This window comes from Rhodopirellula sp. P2 (assembly GCF_028768465.1).
In the GTDB taxonomy this organism is placed as follows: domain Bacteria; phylum Planctomycetota; class Planctomycetia; order Pirellulales; family Pirellulaceae; genus Rhodopirellula.
This window is the reverse complement of sequence record NZ_CP118225.1, coordinates 6,690,626-6,712,964: the sequence shown is the minus strand read 5'-3', so window position 1 is coordinate 6,712,964 and position 22,339 is coordinate 6,690,626. Positions and strand designations below refer to the sequence as shown.

Below are 22,339 nucleotides of genomic sequence, written 5' to 3'. Positions count from 1 at the left end.
CTTCGCTTCATGAATCGATCTGCGTTCACGCTGGTTGAATTGTTGGTGGTGATTGTCTTGATGTCGATTTTGTCCGGCATGATGACGTACGCGCTTTCCTCTGCGAACGAGGACGCTCGCGCCAAGCGTTCGCGAGCCGAAGCCAAGATGATGGCTCAGGTTCTAGCGGCACGTGTGAATGACATTCAGTTGCAAGCCATTGAGTTGGTTGAATCGACGGCATCTGGAACCACGACGATTCCTAACTTTAACAATGCTCCAGACCGCAATCGAGTGTTGATGTTGGCGCGACGTGAGATGGCGCGGATGACGATGCCGCAGTGCCGAGCAGATTTGTTGTTTCCGCCAACGCGACTTCAGTATCGGCAGGAGATTTCCCATCGTTCAGGAACGGTCGTGGTTCGTTACGCCAAGCTGAGGGTTCCGCCGCAGTGGAATGCAATGCGACGGTTGGCGGGAATGAGAACGTCACCCGAGATTGACTTGGCGTACCAAACGTTTGCTTCTTCGTCGGCTGAACCCACTGTGGATCCAACGACCGATATCGTTGATTTGTATCTCAACGACAGCGATTACTGGCGGGCGGCGGGGGAGATCCAGGACCGTGATCCTGAAAGTCCTACCTTTGGGGCTTGGTCGCTGATTCCACGAGCCGATCCGACGTCTGCGAACGCTTGGGTTGATGGTGATTTGGTTTGGACGCGAGAGCATGAATCAGCGGAGTGTTTGTACCTGATTTTGGCGACAACTGATTTGTTCGGCCAGCGGGCGATCGACAAGATCCACGCTCGAAACATTGCGAACACGGATGGTGATTCCATTCCAGAGATCGTTGATGCCTGGGGCCAACCGGTTGCATTCATTCGAGAACCTGTTGGATTGCGGCACGAAGCCTTGGCGAACTTCAATGCTTCTCCTGACGACGCTGCCAGTGCGACAGATTACTTCCCGCCAACCGGCGAGCCATATGATATTTTGCAGGCAGATTGGCGTTACCAGAGTTTTGCGTCTGCTCCAACCGTGACCGGCCCTCCTGCTCCGACGGGAGTGGATCCGGCAACCTGGCCGCCGATTGAAGGTCGGCGTCCCGCGGCATTGTTCCCGGTCATTATCAGTGCTGGGCCAGATGGCGAGTTCGGTATCCGGTTGACCTATGATCGCGATCGTTCACCGGCCAACTTCGGTAGTCGGCATTTCAGCACCGCTGTGACGGGGATCGACACCGGGGACATCAAACCCGAGATGGCTCCTACCGGTGGAACGTATCGATATCCCGATCCGTTCTATGACTTGGAGTTGCGAAATCCGAGTGGTGCCAGTTATCCAGCTCACAACACCTCTTACGACTTGGGGCCGATGCTGGGGAACGTCGCTCGCGCACGCTTTGGCGGTGGTTTAGGTGGTCCGATCGTCCTTCAATCGGCTTCGCAGAATCGTCTCGGTGACGCAACCGATAACATCACGTCCTTGGATGGAGTTCAATGATCATGAATCGAACGAAACCTGGACAATCTCCAGAACAGGTCGGTCGAGCCGGTTTCACCTTGGTGGAATTGATGGTCGCGATCACCATTGCATCTGTGCTGACGCTCATCGCGCTACCAACGGTGAAGGACACGTTTCGGAAAAACGTGGTTTCACGCGGTGCGAAGGTCGTTCGCAGTGCAATTGACCGCGCTCGTGCTCAAGCCATTCGGACGGGGCGGCCATGCGGTGTGGTCCTCGAACGTCAGCGTTCTCGAATGCTACCGCAAGACCCGTTGGTTGATGAACTGCTTCCTTTCGGACACGATGTCGTTCGCCGCATTTCCTATGTGCAAACAGCAAGTAGCTATCGCGGGGATCATTCGCAATCCGAAGGTCGTCTGCTCGCCTCGGGAGAACTAGAGGTTTTCGAACAGGACGCGTCGTTGTTGTACGCTGCCGCGCAGGGAATGGCTTCGGCGAGTCGGCTCATCAACGTTGGGACTTTCATACGGCTAGAAGGGTTCACAACGCGTTTTATCGTCACCGGATTGGTGACGGCAACACGAACAATGCCAGACACTAGCGTCCGAAACGTTTCGCGGATTCAATTCCAACCTGTTGACAGCAGTTTCAATAAGGCAGCGATGACGATGAAGGCGTCGCAGACGTATGCATTTGAAATTGAGCCGTTGCCAATTCCTGCGGCGATTCAACCTGTCGAGTTACCAGGGCGAATTGTGTTGGACCTTTCGATTTCGGGCACTCAGTCACAACCGCGTCACTTCAGTGTTCAGGCGATGGCCCAACAGCAGTCAGGCTCGAATACTTGGCTGCACGGAAGTGAAGCCACGAACATTCCCGCGGGAAGCCCGGGGGTGCGTCCTGGTTATTTGCTGGGTGACGTTGTCATTATGTTTGCTGCCGACGGGAAGTTGGACAGCATTTATGCTGATCGTCCCGTTCCGGACAATGGTGCCGCGCCATTCTCGCTTGCCTATAACCGTTTGGTGCCTGTGTCTGCAGTGGCGTTGGCTGTTGGTGAGGCTGACGGGATGGTTTCAAATCCTTTTGACATTGTTCAGTATCCAACGCCCACAGGTGCTGTGAACATGACCGGGGTGGGGATTCTGACGACCGATGACAGTTTGCTTCCCAATGTTGCTAACCCAGAAGCGACGTGGGTCGTGCTCCGCCCGCAGACAGGTGTGACTGAAACCTTCTCCGCAGCGTCGTTTCGTCCGCTGAACGATCTCCGGTTGAAATACGGATTGCCCGCGACGAACATTCCTGCCGTTGATTTTCTCAACGCTCGTATCCTTGATTCACGGCGGCTATCGAAATGAATTCCTTCACAAGCACGAAACGTCATGGCCTTTCGATCATGGAAGTGATCTTTGCCATCGGCGTGTTGATGATCGGTTTGCTTGGTATCGCATCAGTTTTGCCTGTCGCGACCAGTGACGCCAAAGGTGCTTTGGAGTTAGATGAATCTTTGGCCAAGGTTGAGAATCAAATTGCTGTCGCTCGAAGTCGGGTTCCTGATGGTGACGCGACCGTTCTCGTTCCCAACAACCGGCAAAACGCAGCGAATGTTTACGCTTCGAGCCCCATGCGGCTTGTGTTTCCAAACTCGAATAGCGACCTGGGATCTCCGTATGCAGGGAATCCAAATTACGCTGGGGTCGTTTGCATTGACCCTTGGTTCTTGGCGTCTGCTGACAATCGTACGCCCACTTCCCTGATGCCCGATGATCGCAATGGATACGACCGGACGTTGTTTCCGTGCTACCAGCCTCAGTATGATCCGCGTGGTTTGCCTAACGATCCCATTGGGACAACGGACATTGGGACGATGTACGCCGCTCCTCGCTTTGCTCGTGTCGCCATCGACACCAACAATGGGTTTGCTCAACCAGTGAATCTCAACGCTCGTGAGACCTTTCGTCAGCGAGACGGCCTGCCGCTGTTTCAGCCGAAAGATTCGACGTTGCCACCCGGGTTGTTGGTTCGCAGCGCACCGACGCCAACGGCAACACATCCATTAGCGAGAAGTATCCGCCAAATCAGTACGACTTCACGTTTGTCTGCTATCACATTGATGTGGCCGACCGCTGTGAACTCCCATTTGTACGACGTTTCCGTCGTCGTTTCTGAATCGCGGAACACTTTGATTAATCCCAGCGCCGTGGACCCACTGCGTCGTTTCAATCTAGAACCGTACGGTTCGACGGTGGGAGTGGGGGATGCGGTGGATCAGCGGATCGCTTCCCAGGAGACGTATGAGGATGAAATTCTCGGGAGGGTCACTCGGGCGCAGTTGCCTTTGTCGGCTGGTGGTGGCGAATTCACGTTCCAGTTTGCCGGTAGTATTCGCCCTCGTGTTGCGCGAGGTGATTACATGTTGCTGATGAGGAATCAGGCTCCATCAACCGTTGTGGATACCACGTCGCTACCTTCGACAATGGCGGTCATACCAAAGTTTGGGTGGGTCAAAATTCGCGATGTTATTACGGGGCCAAGGTTGTTGCCAACAGCAGGCGTCAACAGTGGGCCCGTTTTTGAAGTGACTGTGTCTGTCACTGGAACGGACTGGGTTTTTCATCCGTGCCAGATCGGAGCGCGTCCAGTGACCGCGTCTTCGGCGCCGGGGCCGATGGCGCCCTTTGGGAGAGGTCCTGACAATCTCCCCCCTGACGGTAGCCAACCCTACGCCTATGAATTGGCTGATGGGTTTGATGAATTCGCGACGTTTGTCGTGGTCCTGCCCAATGTGATCAGTGTTCAGCAGTCCCAGGTTTCTTTGTAGTTCCAAAATGAGCAAGCATCTTTGTCTTTGAACCAATCTCTCGTGTCGAATGATTCGATCTCTTCTCTCCCATTTGCTCTGCAAATGAAAAACTCATCGCATCCCATCGAGTCCACCATGAGTGATTCAATCAACCTTCGAGTCGCCTTGGCTGCTCGGAACAATCAAATCGCAATCTCGCGTCGTAACGGGACGTCCCCACGTGACGGTGTGGTGTTGTTGGTCGCACTTGGCATGCTGGCTTTGTTTAGCGTTTTAGTTGTCAGCTACGTGGTTTTCGCTTCTCAGATGCGAGAGTCTTCCTATGCCACCGTGCAACGAGAACAGAACATTTACTTGGATGAACCAGAGGCTGATGAGGCGGTGCTTCAGCTTATCCGGGGAACGAGTGATTATCGTTCTGCCGCTTATGGGCATTCGATTTTGGAGGATTTGTGGGGAAGCGACGGACGGGGAATGCAGGTTGGGCATCGTCTGAGCGGTGCTGTGGGCCCCGCGATTCCAGTCGCCGCCCAAGCCATCGCCATTTCAAACAACAAAACCATCAATTCAAAAACAACGTTGGTTAAGTTTCCAACTCATTTGGCTCCTTGGCATGACAACGGCTCCAGTTATTCATTGCCCGCGAACTTGCGGCCGAACTTAGTGGCTGATTTCGGGAACTCTTCCAACCTCGATGACGCGTTCAGCGGCCGCTTGATTACTTTTGTCGAGGGGCCTTTGGAGGGGGTCTCGTTCCGAGTCGCGAGAAGCTTCGGTCGAGTCAATTCATTCAACGCGACCGAGCGAGCTGTCGCCGGTTGCTTCGTCATCGATTTGGCGGAGATGAAGAATCCCAACGTCGAGATCAACGGCAGTCAGTTTACCGTGACAGAGTTGTTGGGAACTGTTCCAAATGCGTTGTTCTATTCCTTGGGCAATGATGGTGCGCCTGGCAGTGCTGGTGTCAATGACGATGGTGACGGCACAACGGATGAGCTTGACGAAATTGGTGCGTCTGGAAGTGATGACGCTGGTTACCGATTTGTTTTGAATGGACAGCCCTTCAATGGAAAGGGGATCAATCCGGAGGGTGTTACTGGTATCAGTGATGGCGGATCGAACGCCGACCCAGATGCAGAAATTGAGCTTCAGTACAACGCTCGTTTGATTGGCGCTGCCGCTCGGGCTGGTGCCACATCGCCGGAGATGGATGAAGCATATGACGTCGCTGACTTCGAGAATTTGTTCTTGGCGTGGCAGCCCTCTGATCATCGCCACTCCATCACACCGGTTTATCCTCTCAGTGTGCCCAACGCCAGCGAGCTGAATGAGAAATTGGGACAGCACATCATCCCTTCATTTCATCGCCCTGCCGTGATCAATTACTTGATGCACTCGCCGATTCGGTTAGCAGGTGATGCTCCCGGATTCATCCGGCGTTATTCAGATTTGACGGGTGATAACACTGCTCCAAATCGTGACGGAGAACGTTTGATGACGTTGGTGCGGCGGCTACGTCGAGCCATCATGCGTCCATTGAATTTTGATCACTTCGTTTACAATTCTGCATTCAGTGATCTTGACCGAGATGGGAACGAGTTTGACGGTGCACCTGGCTTCACGGGAGGTAACCCGACGCCAATTTTGAACGGCCCGATCACAGTGCCGACGGCAATCAATTTTGCAACGCTGTATCAGCAAACGGCGGATTTGGCGACATGGGCCATCAATGGCCCCTGGGATGTTGATAATGACGGAGATGGTTTGCCAGATAGCGTGTGGCTGGATCTGAACCTGCCGGTCAAAACACTTAGCAACGGCAAGTTGGTCAAGCCGTTGGTCGCACCGTTGATCCAGGACATGGATGGGCGAATCAATCTGAATGTTGCTGGCAACCTTCGTCAGCTAAAAGTCGCCCGGTTCAACGCTACAAACCCGTTGGGGTACACCAATGATGCTCAGTTCTTTGGGGCCGCTTCTTCATTGACGATTTTTGGACGCGGTGGTGGACTCGGTCCGGCCGAGATTGACTTCAGTCATCTGTTTGATGAGAACGCACTCGCGCCGTCGACTGGTTTTTACGGGCCGATTTTTCACTCCCAGTTGTCTCCTGCTACGCCAAGGATTCTCACCACACGTTATGGGAATTTGTTGCATGTTCGAAACGGTGGTGGGTTTGGCAACTTCCGCGGCACGGCACCTCTTGACGCAACGGTGGCTGTTCCAGGTGAACAGAACACCGAACGGCTGATCACTCAGGGGGCGGCAACGAGACGGTACCTGTTGGATACGGTTGCACAGATCCCTTATGCAGAGCGGGAGCAAGCTCACGGAGCGGGCCGTAGCCTGGGGCAGCCGATGGATATGTTCGGCCGTTCAATGGATCGGCGAGATGGCAACGGGCAGCCAACGTTCGATAACTTAGGGTCGGCCAGCAATACTGCTTCTTGGAATGAGGTGAACAATCAACCTTATGAGCGTGGGATTGAGGAGGCATGGGCTGATGATCAACCGTTTACTGTTCAAGAGTACGCTGCGTTGGTTGAGAATGATGCTCAGGAACGCGTCGGCGCAAATCGTTTGTTGGATTTGCTCGGTGAGGCCGCGGAAGACAATGTCGCTCTCAAACGCTTGATCACCGTCGAGAGTCGTACCATCACATCCGCTGAATTCACCGGCATGGAGTCCGTGATGGAATTGATGCGGAATCGCTTGAATATTCCCGTCGCATCGGCCAATGTTGAATTGGCGCGGATGGTAGCGGTCGAGCTCAGGAAAGGGGATCGATTGGACTTGAATCGTCCACTTGGCAACGGACGGAATGCTCCTCGAGTGACCGTGTCGCCAACGCCTCGCACTCCGAATGAACTCAGTGTCGATGATTACTCTGAAACTGTGCTCACTGACGGGTTGCCGCTGCCTCCAGCGGTTCCATCCGATTCGGTCGTGAACGATCGCGTTTCGAATGAGCCGTTTGCTCCGCAGCTTGGTAATCAAGGTGTTTACACCGGAGAGTATCCATCGCAGGCCCAAGCCGAGTCGTTCTATGCACCGATTGGGATGTTGCAAAACGACTTCAACGGGATGGATCGAAATGGTGATGGGGACATGTCTGATGCGGGGGAAGGAGTGGATCTGAACGGAGATGGCATTCCAGAACGTATTGCGGATCCGAGCGAACTGCTGGCTCGTCACCTGTACTGTTTGATGTACGCCTTGGTTGTTCAAAACAATTCAGGGACGATTGCTACCACGGAACGTATTCCGAATTTCCCCTATCCTGCGGGAATGACAACCGATCCTGCCGATCGGGAATTTCGCAATCGTTATGCCGCGCGTCGCATTGCTCAGTGGGCGGTGAATGCAGTTGATGCTCGTGATAGCAATGTTGCGATGACTCGCTTGCGTTACGATCCTGATCCGGTGGGGGGATTCGATCTCGTCGCTGCGAGCCGAAACGTTGTTTGGGGATTCGAGCATCCTGAAGTGGCACTGACGGAAACGCTTGCATTCCATGATAAACGCCTGAAACGGAATCTTTCGAAACAGATGAGTGGCGTCGATCCGACGGTCACGTTGGATGGCGAAGAGCCAACGGACGAAGATCCTGACGACACGGATGCAAAGGATCCAGACAAGGACATGGACCAATTCCGGATTCCGGAGGCCAGTGCCTTTGTTGAAATAAAGAACCTGCGATCGCCAGCCACTTCCAATGAAACACAGCCAACCTATCCGCTCGAGCTTTACACAAACAGCACGTTGCCAGCGTTGGATCTAGGCCGGACCGTTGGTTCAGGACGTGAGTTGAGCCCCATCTGGCGTTTAGCTGTTAGTGAGCCGAACTCGCATGGCGCCATGGGGCCGTCGGAGGTCACGAAGAGCACGCGATTCTTGTTTGACGCAGATCGTGTCGGAAAGCAGTTGGTGTCCGATCAGTCACGTCCCGAAGAATTGGATTATCTGGCAGGACCTGGAGGTTTGGCGTGGACCGATCCCGTGGCGGTGAGTGATTACGTTGATGATGTGTGGCGTCCAACCATTGGGCAAGTCGCTGATATTCGTCCGGTTTTGCCATCGGGAAGTGGCGAGGCAGTGACGCTTGCTGACGATGACCTTGATCCTTCGAATGATGGAGCGAGTCCCTACAATCTCAGTCTCGAACGCTTTGTATGGTTCACCGACTTGATCACTCCGGATCCGGTGCTGAAGATCATTAGTGATCCCAACAGCGGGATGAATGAAAACAATGTGTTCTTTAAGCGTGGGGACCCAGATGCGGGGGCGAGTGCAACCCGCGATCCTGATAACAGTGGGAATCTGTTGGGGCCGGGTCAGTACGCCGTTATCGCCCCGCGTCAGTCCACCGAGATTGGTCAAACGACAGATTCTGCCGCGCCGACGTATCCCTATCGCCCGAGTGCCCAGCGGTTTGACTTTACGAATCACGACACGACGGATTATGAGTATCGTTTAGACTATTTCGGGTTGGACAGTACCAACCAGTCGCCCGACTACGAAGAAGACGACGGGACAGGTTATGAGATCAATCCCGTGCTTCCGATTATTGTTTCGGGACTCCTGCCGAATGAACTGTCGACAGGGAATGCCAACTGGAGCGCTTATGTGAGCAGCGTTACGCAGCCCGAGGAACGTGTGACGATTGGTTTCAATGTCAGCGCACCGCTCGCGGGTCCCAACTACTATTTGGCACCCACTCATCGCATCACGAGTGCAGCGGCAGCCGATGAATATCCGCTCGTCGATGGTTACCGTGACTACGACGGCGGAACGGGGTTTCATCCTGACGAGCCGTTTGACCATGCGGTGACTGCACCGTTGGAAGCGAATGGTTGGGCGGGTGTTGGGACCTACCAGGAAGCTCGGACGGTTTTCCTTCAGCGTCTGGCTGATCCAACTCGTCCTTGGGACGCCGTTGACAATCCGTACTTGACGATTGATTTCATGCCAATGGATCTCACCACATTCAACGGTGAGGAAGATGTCCAGCAGTTGATTGACCGTGATGGCGATGGGACGTCTGCAGAGCCTGTTGATGACAAGACTGTCTTGGACACCGGAACTGGAAAGCTGGCGAAGTTGCCACGTTTCGACTCACGCCGCAAAATCCCCGATTTGGATCGTGATCGATTGGTGTCGGCTCTGTTGCCGAACACGGCATCACCGACATCGATCAGTGACTACGACAGAACCTTGCTGACACAACGCTCTTACTTCAGCAGTGCTGTCAGCGTACTCCGGGAAACGAACGAGGCAGCTCCCGCTGGGATTGCACCCTACTTCAACTTCGAAATCGGAGCCAATTGGAGCGGTGGAACATTCAATGGAGTTGGTGTGAATACCGATTACGTAGTGGATCCGTCCGCTCGTTCAGTGGATGCGGTGGGATCCCAGTTCAGCCAGTCGCTTGGATTCGTCAATCGCGAGTATGGAATTCCGATGCGTGCCGACCATCCTGCATTGGCTGGTGCAAACAGCCAATTCTCAGTTGGCGTTCCCTTGAATGTGACGATGACTCAGCCCGTTGTTCACAACCGCCCGTTTCAATCCCCGTTGGATTTGATGAGGGTTCCCGCGGTTTCCAACACTCGCATGATGGTGGAGTTCATACCTGGCACAACGTTGATGGATTCAGGGAATCGTGAAGAACCAACTGAGTTCAAATACCTGCTCGGGTTCAGGAAGAAGTATGCGGAAGACCGCGGAGTTGCGTCGGATTTACACGATCCAGCTGAAAGCGTGGGAGCAACGGTTCCTGCGACGGAGTTGCACACAACGTTGACTGGCAATCGGGCTGGATTTGAACTGATTTTTGACTTCGTCAAGACGGCTTCGCCGTATTACGACGCCAAGCATTGGATCCGTCCGGATCATTTGGAGATGTTCCAAGACGCGGAAATTACGGCGACGCCGGGTACTTTCCCTGAAGTAAGCTCGCGGGTCTTTAACCGCGTGGTTGAAATCATGCGTCCACCGTTCAACTTCATTCCACGCCATCGACAGCCTGGGCGGATCAACCTGAACACGTCGCCCGACTACATTCGGCGCGGTCCAGGTTACGCTGCGACCTACGGTGGGCAGTTGTTTGAGGATGACACCTTTGATGTCGGTGAAAATCCTGCCAATCCAACGGTCTGGCCAAGTCCGCCGGGGACTCCACCTCAAACGGTCACCGCGACACAGCCAGCTGTGATTTCTTACGATCCCAATAACACCAACTTGGTGGGTGGATTGTCTTCTAGTTTTCGCGGTGGCAGCATTCTGTTTGGAAATGGTTCCATCTTCCGAAGCTTTGCGTGGGCGAATTCAACTGCCTATGAGCTCGATGACAATTACCGCTACAGCGATGCAGCCAATAACATTGTGCGGATTGGCGAACCTCGAGTTGCTGGTGAACACAATCACTATGTGGATAGTGTCGGGACAAGATTTGGTCGGGGATTCAAAGGGTTCATTGAAAGCCGCCGTGGTTACTCACGAAGTACGAACCACACTAATTTTGGGAATCCCGAACTTGATTCGCGATACCCTTCGCGTTTCTCGGGAATGTTTGCGGCCAATTCAGCTGCTCAAGTTCCGAGCATGCATCGATTCGGTCGGATGGGGACGCGTGAGGTGGGGACACCTCAAGCAGCCACCATTCGGCGGACTCACGACATGTCGGTGATGCGTCCGCACCCTGATTTGGATTCACGAACGCTGTCGGCCGCCGATCGTGGAGCAATCGCAACCCCGACGGACACGAGTTATTCATTGGAATACGAAGAGACTCCAGTGGATTCTGGTTCAGGGAATTTGAGTGCAACCTATCCGCCTGCTCCCGCTGCGGCGCTTGCACTGCGGGTGCCTATGTTCAACTCCGGTTTGTTTGAGCGTCCGACGGCTGAGTTGTTGGAAAACTTCCGTGGATTGGGACGTGATCCTGAATTTCGTTACGAAAACGAAACACGCTTGGCCAATCTGACCACACACCAAAGCAACGTCTATGAGATTCGATTGACGATCGGATACTTCGAGGTCGATGCGGCGACAGGTGCCGTTGGCGAAGAGTACTCCGACCCCGCCAATGGGATCAAACGGCAAAAGGTTTACACCATTGTGGACCGTTCTCGTCCTCACGGATTTGTCCGTGGGGAAGATCTGAACGTCGGAGACACAGTGCTGTACTACAAGGAAAATTAAGATGTCTGAAACGCGTACGACAATGATCCTGAAAGTTGGATCGAAACAGCGGGACGGTTTCACCATCCTCGAGGTCATGATTGCGTTGACAGCTTCTTTGCTGTTGTTGTTGAGTTTGACCAAAGCATTCAAGCTGATCGGTGACCAGATCACCGAAAGCCAAGCGGAGGTCGAGTTGAGTTCCACGTTGCGAGATTCAACCTTTCGGTTGCGCGAGGAATTGCGTCGCGCCACCGCTGAGATGGTTCCAGCGTTCAACGGGACTCATGAACCTTTGACGACGCAAGGCTACCTGACCTACCACGAGGGGCCGTTCACCGATCTGACCACCGTTTTGGGGGACATCCCGACTGTTGGTGCTGATCGCAACTATTTTCCGCAGAGCCGATATGGTGACATCGATGATTTCTTGGCGTTCACAGCACGCTCGGAAAAAGGGAGCCCATTCGTCGGTGTGATTCCTTGGGGAGTTCTCGAGGCGAAGAGGCTGGTCGAAGTGAGGAAAGCTGGGGGGACCTATGTGTTGCCCGCTGGATATGACCCCACTCGTCAGGTCCCGTTCAGTTCCACTCTTGCCGAAGTCGTGTATTGGATTTCACCGGAATGGCAGCGGAAAGCTGATGGGACATTGGTCTACGACGCCGCGAATGGATACCCATTGTTTGTGGATGTCGACAATGATTTATTGCCAGATCGCTTGAACTTGCATCGGCGCGTGTTGCTGATTCGTGGAGATCTCTCGATCGCTCCCTCGGAAGCAGGGCTCTCTGGGTCGGGCGTGGATGACGTTCCTCAGATCTTGTACGTCTACGACGGTGGTGGCGGTACGCCTGCGATTGAACCCCTTGCATATGCCGGTGGTGGCGGGGTTAGCCGTGGGTACTCTCGGTTGTTTTGGACGGCGAGTGACCAAATGGCGATCCCTGGTGATCCCAGGCTCGGACGCAGTGGTGTGTCTCCCGCTTGGATGACTGGCTTGGCTCAACTTCAGCAGGTGATGGATCTGTCATTGTCTCGCATTGAAAACTCAACTGGAGCCGTTGCTTCATACCAGTACGGGCAGCCAACTCACTTTGTCAGAGCCAACACGCTGGCTGACGTGAGTAAGCCGGAGAATCGATTTGGCGCGGTGCGGATGCCGATTGACCTAGCCGACGCCGGCGATCAGCAGACTTACATGCCACTGTTGGCGTTGTGTCCACCACACCCGTATCTTGCTCAGGACAATCGTGAATCGATCTTCCCGAGTCAAGCATATCCAGCTGCCACTGCTAGCCCGGGGCCCGGGACCAACAATCAGTTCCGTTACGGACGTTTGACGATGAAGACGTACCTGCGGCCGGAATTCAATTTGGCTGATGCGGTTCACGACGATCCATCGCATATCCCAAGTGTTGCCTCTACCACTCCAGCAGTCCGGATCGGGCGTGCGGGGGACGATATCGTTGCACGTGATGTGCTCAGTTTTGATGTTCGGATTTTTGATCCCGAAGCTCCGATTTACACGGGCGTAGGTGCTGATGGGCTGCCGGGGTCGGGTTCAACTGATGATGATGGTGATTCGGTCACCGATGGAATCACAGAATTGGGATGGGTCGATACGGACGACATTCGAGTTGGTGTAACGGATCCATTGATTCGGGATGTGTTGGAGACAGCCTCAACGAATTCAGGTGGTGGGGCAATCATCTTTGAACAAACCGACGAAGGCGATTTTGTTGATTTGAACTATGCACGCTTGGCGGGTGGCCCTGTGATGGGGGCCTACTTCGATGCTTCTCGCAACGGCAATTCCGTCACGCCCAATGCCGCCAGGACTTTGGATCTGGTGACTCCCTACAGCGGCATTGAAGTTGCCGCTGGCGGATCCGCTCCATCGGATTGGCTCTTTCCCGAATCATTCTTGATGAGTGGTCGGGCGGTAACCGGACGGACAACGCTTCGGGCGGCATTCTTTCAATCGACCTTTGACACTTGGTCAAATCACTACGCGCGAGATACTTATGACCAAGAAGGTCAGGACATCACCTTGGGGGGGGCATTGGGCCTCGCATATCAGATGTCGTATGGTCCGTACCGCACTTCACTTCAAAATGGTGGCTCTGTTCGGGGAGAACCTTTGGCATCTCGTGCTTGGACGTCGACTACATTGCGATCCAATTACCGGCCATTTGCGTCGGTGCCTTATGTTGAATATCGAGGTGGGTCGGTGACGTCTCCGACGCTGCGAACTGACACGACTTCCGTTGTATCTGACTCACCGCTCGATGTATCCGCTCCGTTTGCGGATCCTTTGGAAGCACTTTCGATTTCGATTCGGGTTTACAATCCGTCTGCCGGGCAACTGCGACAGCAGACAATCGTGGAGTACTTTCAGTGAGGTAATGGAACTTCACCGTTCGTCGCAACTCCCGAAGCCATTCAGATTTCGGTTCGTTTGGAGAACCCAACCACGCGGCAAATTCGGCAGGCGAGTGTCACGGTTCGGGACGAGTGAGAGTCAGAGTGGAAAAGGGACGCAGGGGCTCAGGGCCACAGGGGCTCCGGGGTTTCGGGACTTAGGACTCGATTGGTAGGCCAGGTCCGACCTGGCGATGGTTCCATTCGGCAGAACTCTGGGCTCGCGTCGTTGGTCGCTGGATTCGCGAGGTTCTGTGGGACCGCACCACCATCCCTCACGACGGCCCCATCCGGGCGACCTTCCTGTTTCTGCCTTCCATCTCGGGGCCTCCACCCCGAGCTACGGACGACGGCCCCTTCCGGGGCGATGGCGGCAGTCGAACGGCGGGTTTCCGTTTCGACAGGCTGGGAAGCCCATCGCACGGGGATGCGTCGTGGAGCATTCGGCGAGGGGATGGTGGACAACTGTCGTCGCTCCGCGACTTTGCGATCGACTGTGTCTCTCTTGACCTTGGGTTGAAAACCCAAGGCTTTCGGCTGCCGTCGCTCCGCGACTGGTTGTGCGGTTCAATGTGATGTAGCAACCGCGGAGCGGTGACATTTGTCAGCCTCGGGTTTCAACCCGAGGTCCTTGGCAACCTCATCCATGCCGCAAAAGCCGCGGAGCGGCGACAGGTGCGGTTCAAGGTCTTCTCTCCGAAGGAGGTTGTGGAGATGTGCGCGGTGCCTCGCTGACGCGTCAAGTTTCCATTTCGACGGGCTTGGAAGCCCATCGTACGAGAAGCGAGAAGCGAGAAGCGAGAAGCGAGAAGCGAGAAGCGAGAAGCGAGAAGCGAGAAGCTCTCCCACTCACTGTGGCCCTGAGGCCCTGAGCCTCTTTCCCACTGGCCGGCCCCGCCGGCCTAACAATCGGCCCAGGTTCGGCCGTGGGCGACGTCGACTTTCAGGGGCACGTCCAGTTCCATCACGCTGGTCATCGATTCGCGAATCAGGTCGGACAAGGCATCCAGTTCTTCGTCGGGGGATTCGAGCAACAGCTCATCGTGGATCTGCAGCAGCAGACGTGCTTGCAGGTCGCTCTGTTGCAATTGCTCGTGGACTCGCAGCATGGCGAGTTTGATCAGATCCGCCGCGGTGCCTTGAATCGGCATGTTGATCGCAATGCGTTCCGGTTCCGTGAGGCTGCGGCGTTTTGATTCGGGCAGGTTGGCGAGGTCGCGAACGCCTTTGATCTCTCGCCGGCGACCCAACATGGTTGTCACGTAACCTTCGTTGCGGCAGCGGGACAGCGTGTCCATCATGAACGCTTCGACACCCGCATAACGTTGGAAGTACAACTCGATGTAATCCCGCGCTTCGTCGTTGCTGATGCCGAGCGTCTTGGCCAACCCAAATGGACTTTGCCCGTACACGATTCCGAAGTTGATCGTCTTGGCGATCCGCCGCAGGTCGCTGGTCACTTCCGATTCTTCGATGCCGTTGACTTCCGCGGCGACTCGCGTGTGAATGTCGGCGTCGTCCTGGTAGGCGCTGATCAAGGCTTCGTCACCGCTGTAGTGCGCCAGCACACGCAGTTCAATTTGCGAGTAATCGGCGCCGAGCAAGGACCAACCTTCTTGGCCGGCGGTGAAGGCGGCCCGGATCGCTTTGCCTTGTTCGGTTCGGATGGGAATGTTTTGCAGGTTCGGTTCGCTGCTGCTGAGCCGGCCCGTGGCCGCGACGTCTTGCCGGAACGAGGTGTGGACCCGCCCGGTTTTTTCGCAGATCAATTGCGGCAGGGCATCGATGTAGGTGTTCTTGAGCTTGGTCGCTTGGCGGTACTGCAGGATGTGTTGGGCGATCTCATGGTTGACCGCCAATTGGCTGAGCACATCCGCATCGGTGCTGACCCCGGTCTTGGTTTTTTTGATCACCGGCAGGCCGAGTTCTTCGAACAGGACCACCCCGAGTTGCTTGGGGCTGTCGAGATTGAACTCATGGCCGGCAGCGGCAAACACCAACGCCCGCAGGTCCGCGATTTCCTTTTCAAAGCGCTCGCTCATTTGGGCCAGCGTGCCCGCGTCGACATGGATGCCGTTGAATTCCATCTCGGCGAGCACATCGATCAGCGGCATTTCGAGTTCATCGAACAAGCCATCCAGACCGGACTCGGTCAATTCGTCGCGGAGCGTGGGGGCAACTCGAATGGGCACGTCGACGTCTTCGCAGGCATAAGGGGAAACGTCGTCCACGGGGACTTGGTCCATCGTGATTTGTTTCTTGCCCGTCCCGATCAGGTCTTTGATGGAGAGGTTGTCGTGATTGAGTTTGCGTTTGGCGAGGTCGTCCAGCCCATGGTTGCGGCCTCCGGAATTGAGCAGGTAGTCGGCGACCATCGTGTCGAGGGTGACCCCGCCAAGTTGCACGCCGGCGGAACGCAGCACGATCATGTCGAACTTCAGGTTGTGGCCGACCTTTTCAATCGTCGAGGATTCGAGAACCTCGCGGAGGGTTTCGATCGCAACGGACTGCTCGGTCACCGGATCGCCGGCGGGGGCGCGGACGGGGATGTAGGCGGCTTCGCCCGCTTGCCACGCGATCGAGATGCCCACCAGGTCGCATCCCCGGGCTTGGGTGCTGGTCGTTTCCGTGTCGATGGCGAGGACGGTTTGCTTGGCGAGTTCTTGGGCCAGGGCTTTCAGTTCGCTTTCGGTGGTGATGGTTTGGTAGCGGGATTCCCAAGCCGGTGGTGGTTCTTCCACGGGGGCTTCCCCGCCCAGCAGTTCGGCGGCGCGACCCCGCAGACGCCGAAAACCGAACTCTTGTAGCAGCGCGTCGACGCGTTCGAGGTCGGCGGCGGAGCGGACGCATCGATTCCAGGGGATCGGTGATTCGACATCGCGTTTGAGTTCGACCAGTTCACGCGACATCATCGCCGCCTCGCGGCCGTTCATCAGGTTCTCTTTGCGTTTCTTTCCCGAGATCGACTTGGCGTTCTGGAGGATCTCTTCCAAGGTGCCATGTTTTTCCAGCAATTGCTGGGCGATCTTGGGGCCGATCAGGGAGATGCCGGGAACGTTGTCGACGGGGTCGCCGACGAGCGCTTGGTAGTCGACGACTTGATCGGGCCGGATGCCCCACAATTCTTGCAGTTCGGCGGCGTCGATCTCTTGGTCCTTGCGGATGTTGTAGATCTTGGTTTGTTCGCTGATCAGTTGCCGGCAATCTTTGTCGCTGGTGACAATCAGGCAGCGGCCGCCAGCGTCTTCGACTTTGGCAGCGACGGTGGCCAGCAGATCGTCGGCTTCGAAGCCGCCCTGTTCGATGATGCCGATGCCCATCGCATCGATGGCTTGTCGGATCAGGGGGATTTGTTGGCGAAGCTCATCGGGCATCGAGTCCCGATTGGCTTTGTAGTCGGGGTACAGCTCGTTTCGGAATGTGACCTCGCTTTTGTCGAACGCGGCGATCAAGAAGTCGGGGTTCTTGCGCGAGAGCAGTTCCAGCATGTCGCCGACGAAGCCGTACACGGCGGAAACCGGCAGCCCTCCGGTGCTGGTCATCGGCGGCAAGGCGTGGAAGACCTGGTAGATCAACGAGTGAGCGTCGACGACGACGACCAGTTTGTCAGTCAGGTCGGGGACCGGATCGTCGGTGGTTTCCGGGATGGGGCGTTGCAGCACAGCGGGCAAGTCAACGTCGGCGATTCGAACCGCGTCGTGCCGTTGCTGGCGTTCTTCCGGTGTTTCGCGATCGGCTCGCGGGCCCGTGTGAGAGGCGTCCTGCGGTGCGGCTTCCGAGGACGCGGGGGCACGGGATTGTGGGGCGGCGTTGGTCGGCAGCGGCGTCACGCCTTTGCCCGCGACGGACGGAACGGTCGCGGCCTTGGGGCTGGGGGTGAACCCGCGGGTGGCGGACAGTTGGTTCGGGTCACGCTCTGCGGCGGCAGCAGGGGCGGGTTTGTCGGCCGGGCCGGGGGCCGATGCAGTCGCTTCTAGCCCGGATTCGGCGACTTGGTTGGCGGTGGAGGCGGCCGCTGCGGGGGCCTCGTCGAACCCGCTGAACAGCATTTGGTCGTCGTCGTTCTGTTTGGGGCGAGGTCGAGATTTGGCCATGGGAACCGTGAACAGGTGGCGAGGCGTCGAGAAGGGCAACTTGGCGTGGGGCTGGCGAGAGCATACCGCGATCGATCGAAATCGGGCAGTTTGGATCGGCGAAGTCGTGGCAGCGAAAGACGAATCGGGGAGGATTGTGATGGTGGAGTGGGAAAGGGCCACAGGGACTCAGGACCACAGGCACTCGACTTGTAGGCCAGGTCCCACCTGGCGCTGGTTCGATGCGGGGGAACTCTGGGCTCGCGTCAGCTAAGCACTTCGGCAGGAATGATCGGGCAAAACCATGTGAGCCGTTTGGACCTTAGTCCCGGTTGCGCGTGAAAACCGTGGCTAACGCCAACGGCTCACATACCCGATGACACCTGCGTACCTGCTTAGTAGCTGGATTCGCCAGAATTCAGAGGCACGAGTTGGTGAGCGTCCGAATTCTTGGCGAATCCGGCTACGACTCACGAGAAGATGAATCGGGAACGGTGAGGACGGCTGTTCACCACCCTCGCCCCGGAGGGGGCCGTCGTTGTTAGCTCGGGGTGGAAGCCCCGAGACGGATGACGGAACACAGATGGTCGCCCCGGATGGGGCCGTCGTGGAGAGGGGGGCGGGCCTCGCTGACGCGTTGGGTTTCCTTGATGACGGGCCAGAGTGCATCCCACGGGAAGCGAAACGAGGGGCACGAACGCTGAAAGCTGAAAAACGTTTCGTTTGGGTGGGGGGAAGGCTTTGGGCCACGGCTTTTCAGAGCGGTTCGTCGTCAAAATCGGAGCAGACCGGTGGGGTGGCGAGATCGGGGGAACAGTTTCAGGCTGATTTCTGTGTCAAAAAGATGCGTTTGGGACCATCTCTGAATACAATCGCTGTTTGCAGAAGCGAGTGGTTCGCCATTCCGAATGGGTCGGTGGCCGCTGTTCATCGAGTCAATACGCATCCACTGCGACCCCTGTTGGTCCGACTGCCCCCGCACGGGCACTCCATCTCCTCCTACTCTTCACCGCCCCCATGGCCGCACGCGACGATTCAGTGATCCGAGGCAGCTTGATTGCCTGCCTGATTTTCCTGGTGCTCTCTTTGGCGCTCAACTTCTTTTTGTGGAGTTGGGGCGACACGCAAGCCGAAACGGCCGCAGGGGCGCAGGAACGCCTGCAGGCACGTGGCAATGAACTGCAAGAGATGCAGGACGAAGCGACGCTGATGAAAGCGATGCTCGGTGTGGGCGGTTTGAGTCAGGCTCAATTCGACCAGCTGACGTCCACCACCGGTGGTGATCCCGAGATGGAAACGATCGAGCAGAACTTTGCTCGTGACATGGCCTTGTTTGGTCCCGAGGTCGACCCTCAAAACCGCAACTACCCCGCTCTGCCTGAGTTCTTGGTCAACGCGATTCGCAACCGCAACGTCCAGTACAGTCAGGCTCGGGACGAAGCGACCCAGATTCGGTCGCAGGCCGACAGCGACATCGAAGTGGCTCGCAAAGCCCAAGAGGTGGCCGAGCAAAGTCGTGACGATGCCAATAAGAAACTGGAAACGGAGCAATCCAAATTCGCTGAAGACCGTCAGCAGATGAAGCTGACGACGGAACGAACCAGCGACAGTCTGCAAAAGAAGATCTCGGAATTCACCACGTATCGAAACAAGGTCACCGCCGAGATCAACGAACTGCAGCAACTCGAAACTCGCTTGGCGAGCACCATCGAAAACCAACGGCAAGAACTGGTGCGACTTCGTAGCACCAACTTCGAGAGCACCCAAGGTTTGATCAGCTATGTCTATCGCGACGGGAACGTGGTGACGATTAACCTGGGATCGGCCGATGAGCTGACTCCTGGTGTCACGTTCGGCGTGATCGATGGCGACGAAACGCGTTTGCAAGACGCGAAGATCAAAGCCACGATCCAGGTCACCAAGCTGTTGGGCGATCACCGCGCTGAAGCTCGTGTGGTGGCATTCCCTGAGATTCGCTACCCCATCATTCCTGGCGACCAGATCTACTCACCGTTCTGGTCCCCCGGACGTCGTGTGAAAATCGCCTTGATGGACAACATCGATATCGACGATGACAGCCGCCCCGATACCACCGAGATCTCTTCGATGATCCGGGCCGCGGGAGCGGACGTCGCAGCGATTTTGCGAACCGACGGAACGCAAGAAGGCACGTTTGATAGCAGCGTTCGATTCTTGGTGATTGGTGAATCGGAACAGTTGGACGATCAAGCCGACAACGCCAGTGAAATCGAAGCGGTTGGCAAAGCGAAAGCCAAGGCGACCGAAAATGGCGTGACCATCATTCCCGCCTGGAAGTTGCAAGCCTATCTGAAGACGATCGATGATTCGCTGACAACGCCGCTTGGATCCGCCGTTCGAGGGCGAGACTTTGCTCCCGAAAAATCGACGGCTCCCAAGTCGTTGCCCACCAGCCTGCCGAAGATCTTCACCGAGCAGAAAGACCGGGTGCAACGCAACAACGAGATCCTGCGACCGTAGTTCGACGCTGTCGCCGCTGGATGACTTGTGAAGCGAGCGGGCCGCTCGCTTCGCTCGATCCTCCCCGGAGGAAGGAAGTAGCACGAGGCACCAACAGAGTCGAACATTTGTCCCCCCATGTTTGCGTGACTGGTTGGTGTGGTCGAGCGGCGTGGCGGGCACGGTCTGGCACTGAATCGCGTGCGATGTGGCTTGGTGGTTCAGGACTGCCCGGCGGAACAGTTGAGGACAACTGTTCGACTCTGATACCGACATTCGCTTCGGCCTGGAGGGTGAGCCGCAAGGCTCTGCGATCCGGATGACGCCCTGGGAGTTCGATGCCAAAGGTCAAATCGACAATTTGAAATTGTACAATCGGCGTGCAAGCTGGCTTGAGGCGGACGCTGGCCAAGGACGTGACCAGTCAATTTGCAATTTTCAATCACAACCCCGTCGGATGCGTTCTCCGCCCGTCGACAGGGAACCTCGACGCGTCAGCGAGGAACACACCGCATCGACGACGGCCCCGTCCGGGGCGACCGTCTGTGTTTCGTGATCCAACTCGGGGCTTCCGCCCCGAGCTAACGACGACGGCCCCTCCGGGGCGATGCAAGCCCAACGCTTCGTCACCCGCCCCCATTTTTAAATTTGCATTTCGCAATTTGCAATTTGCAATCCCCGCCAGCTAATCTCTCGGCACCTCTCGCCAAAGCCCCTCGTCTCGCTTCCTGTCGGATGGGCTCTCCGCCCGTCGACAAGGAACCTCGACGCGTCAGCGAGGAACACACCGCATCGACGAGGGCCCCGTCCGGGGCGACCGTCTGTGTTTTGTGATCCGTCTCGGGGCTTCCGCCCCGAGCTAACGACGACGGCCCCTCCGGGGCGATGGTGGTGAACCGCTCCTCTCACCGTTCCGCGGTTGTTGGATCACTCAGGCACGCCTGAGCAGTCGCGGCGCGACGTCAGCCGAGAGCGTTGGGTTTCAACCCAACGTCACGAGAATCGCGATGCGGCGGTCAGTCGCGGAGCGACGGCAGTTGCCCGCGTTCCTAGAGGGTGCCACCTCAGGTCTCGTCAATCGCTTGGATTTTGCAGTTTGCAGTTTTCAATGCTCGCCCCTGTCGGATGCGCTCTCCGCCCGTCGACAAGGAACCTCGACGCGTCACCGAGGCCCGACACCGCATCGACGACGGCCCCGTCCGGGGCGACCTTCTGTGTTTTGTGATCCGTCTCGGGGCTTCCGCCCCGAGCTAACGACGACGGCCCCTCCGGGGCGATGGTGGTGAACCGCTCCTCTCACCGTTCCGCGGTTGTTGGATCACTCAGGCACGCCTGAGCAGTCGCGGCGCGACGTCAGCCGAGAGCGTTGGGTTTCAACCCAACGTCACGAGAATCGCCATGCGGCGGTCAGTCGCGGAGCGACGGCAGTTGACCGCGTTTCTGGAGGGTGCCACCTCAGATCTCGTCAATCGCTTGGATTTTGCAGTTTGCAGTTTTCAATGCTCACCCCTGTCGGATGCGCTCTCCGCCCGTCGACAAGGAACCTCGACGCGTCACCGAGGCCCGACACCGCATCGACGACGGCCCCCTCCGGGGCGACCGTCTGTGTTTCGTGATCCAACTCGGGGCTTCCGCCCCGAGCTAACAACGGCGGCCCCTCCGGGGCGATGGTGGTGAACCGCTCCTCTCACCGTTCCGCGGTTGTTGGATCACTCAGGCACGCCTGAGCAGTCGCGGAGCGACGACAGCCGAGAGCGTTGGGTTTCAACCCAACGTCACGAGAATCGCGATGCGGCGGTCAGTCGCGGAGCGACGGCAGTTGACCGCGTTTCTGGAGGGTGCCACCTCAGATCTCGTCAATCGCTTGGGTTTTGCAGTTTGCAGTTTTCAATGCTCGCCCTCCCCTCGCTTCGCTCGACCCTCCCGGAGG

The 22,339-nt window shown here is 56.7% G+C and carries 7 protein-coding genes; 6 read left to right on the top strand and 1 reads right to left on the bottom strand.

Annotated features, from left to right (window positions below; all coding sequences use genetic code 11):
• Positions 1-9: 9 nt before the first annotated feature.
• The 5 genes from PSR62_RS23550 to PSR62_RS23530 all read left to right on the top strand — a co-directional run bounded on the left by PSR62_RS23550 (position 10) and on the right by PSR62_RS23530 (position 13,838).
• Positions 10-1,485, top strand: a complete 1,476-nt coding sequence (locus PSR62_RS23550; RefSeq protein ID WP_274405401.1) for a prepilin-type N-terminal cleavage/methylation domain-containing protein — start codon at positions 10-12, stop codon at positions 1,483-1,485.
• Between the two features lie 2 nt (positions 1,486-1,487).
• Positions 1,488-2,810 carry a pilus assembly FimT family protein gene (locus PSR62_RS23545; RefSeq protein WP_274405400.1) on the top strand — a complete coding sequence of 441 codons (1,323 nt, stop codon included), beginning with the start codon at positions 1,488-1,490 and terminating at the stop codon, positions 2,808-2,810.
• The gene (locus PSR62_RS23540) at positions 2,807-4,273 is read left to right on the top strand and encodes a type IV pilus modification PilV family protein (RefSeq protein WP_274405399.1); all 1,467 of its coding nucleotides are present in this window, start codon (positions 2,807-2,809) and stop codon (positions 4,271-4,273) included. The genes PSR62_RS23545 and PSR62_RS23540 overlap by 4 nt, the downstream gene beginning before the upstream one ends.
• A 117-nt stretch (positions 4,274-4,390) precedes the next feature.
• Entirely contained in the window at positions 4,391-11,458 is a 7,068-nt protein-coding gene (locus PSR62_RS23535) for a hypothetical protein (protein WP_274405398.1), read from the top strand.
• A gap of 1 nt (position 11,459) precedes the next feature.
• Complete coding sequence (locus PSR62_RS23530) at positions 11,460-13,838, top strand: hypothetical protein (protein ID WP_274405397.1); 2,379 nt, start codon at positions 11,460-11,462, stop codon at positions 13,836-13,838.
• A gap of 922 nt (positions 13,839-14,760) precedes the next feature.
• Here the strand turns inward: PSR62_RS23530 and polA are convergent.
• Complete coding sequence (gene polA / locus PSR62_RS23525) at positions 14,761-17,952, bottom strand: DNA polymerase I (RefSeq protein WP_274405396.1); 3,192 nt, start codon at positions 17,950-17,952, stop codon at positions 14,761-14,763.
• 996 nt (positions 17,953-18,948) lie between these two features.
• Here polA and PSR62_RS23520 point away from each other — a divergent pair.
• A complete protein-coding gene (locus tag PSR62_RS23520; protein WP_274405395.1) occupies positions 18,949-20,430 on the top strand; it encodes a hypothetical protein in 1,482 nt (493 codons plus the stop codon).
• The last annotated feature ends 1,909 nt before the right edge of the window (positions 20,431-22,339 follow it).

What these genes read in the sequence shown, in the direction of transcription:
- PSR62_RS23550 (WP_274405401.1), top strand. Translation starts at nt 10, where the DNA reads ATGAATCGATCTGCGTTCACGCTGGTTGAATTGTTGGTGGTGATTGTC.
- PSR62_RS23535 (WP_274405398.1), top strand. Translation starts at nt 4,391, where the DNA reads ATGAGTGATTCAATCAACCTTCGAGTCGCCTTGGCTGCTCGGAACAAT.
- PSR62_RS23540 (WP_274405399.1), top strand. Translation starts at nt 2,807, where the DNA reads ATGAATTCCTTCACAAGCACGAAACGTCATGGCCTTTCGATCATGGAA.
- PSR62_RS23520 (WP_274405395.1), top strand. Translation starts at nt 18,949, where the DNA reads ATGGCCGCACGCGACGATTCAGTGATCCGAGGCAGCTTGATTGCCTGC.
- PSR62_RS23530 (WP_274405397.1), top strand. Translation starts at nt 11,460, where the DNA reads ATGTCTGAAACGCGTACGACAATGATCCTGAAAGTTGGATCGAAACAG.
- polA (WP_274405396.1), bottom strand. Translation starts at nt 17,952, where the DNA reads ATGGCCAAATCTCGACCTCGCCCCAAACAGAACGACGACGACCAAATG.
- PSR62_RS23545 (WP_274405400.1), top strand. Translation starts at nt 1,488, where the DNA reads ATGAATCGAACGAAACCTGGACAATCTCCAGAACAGGTCGGTCGAGCC.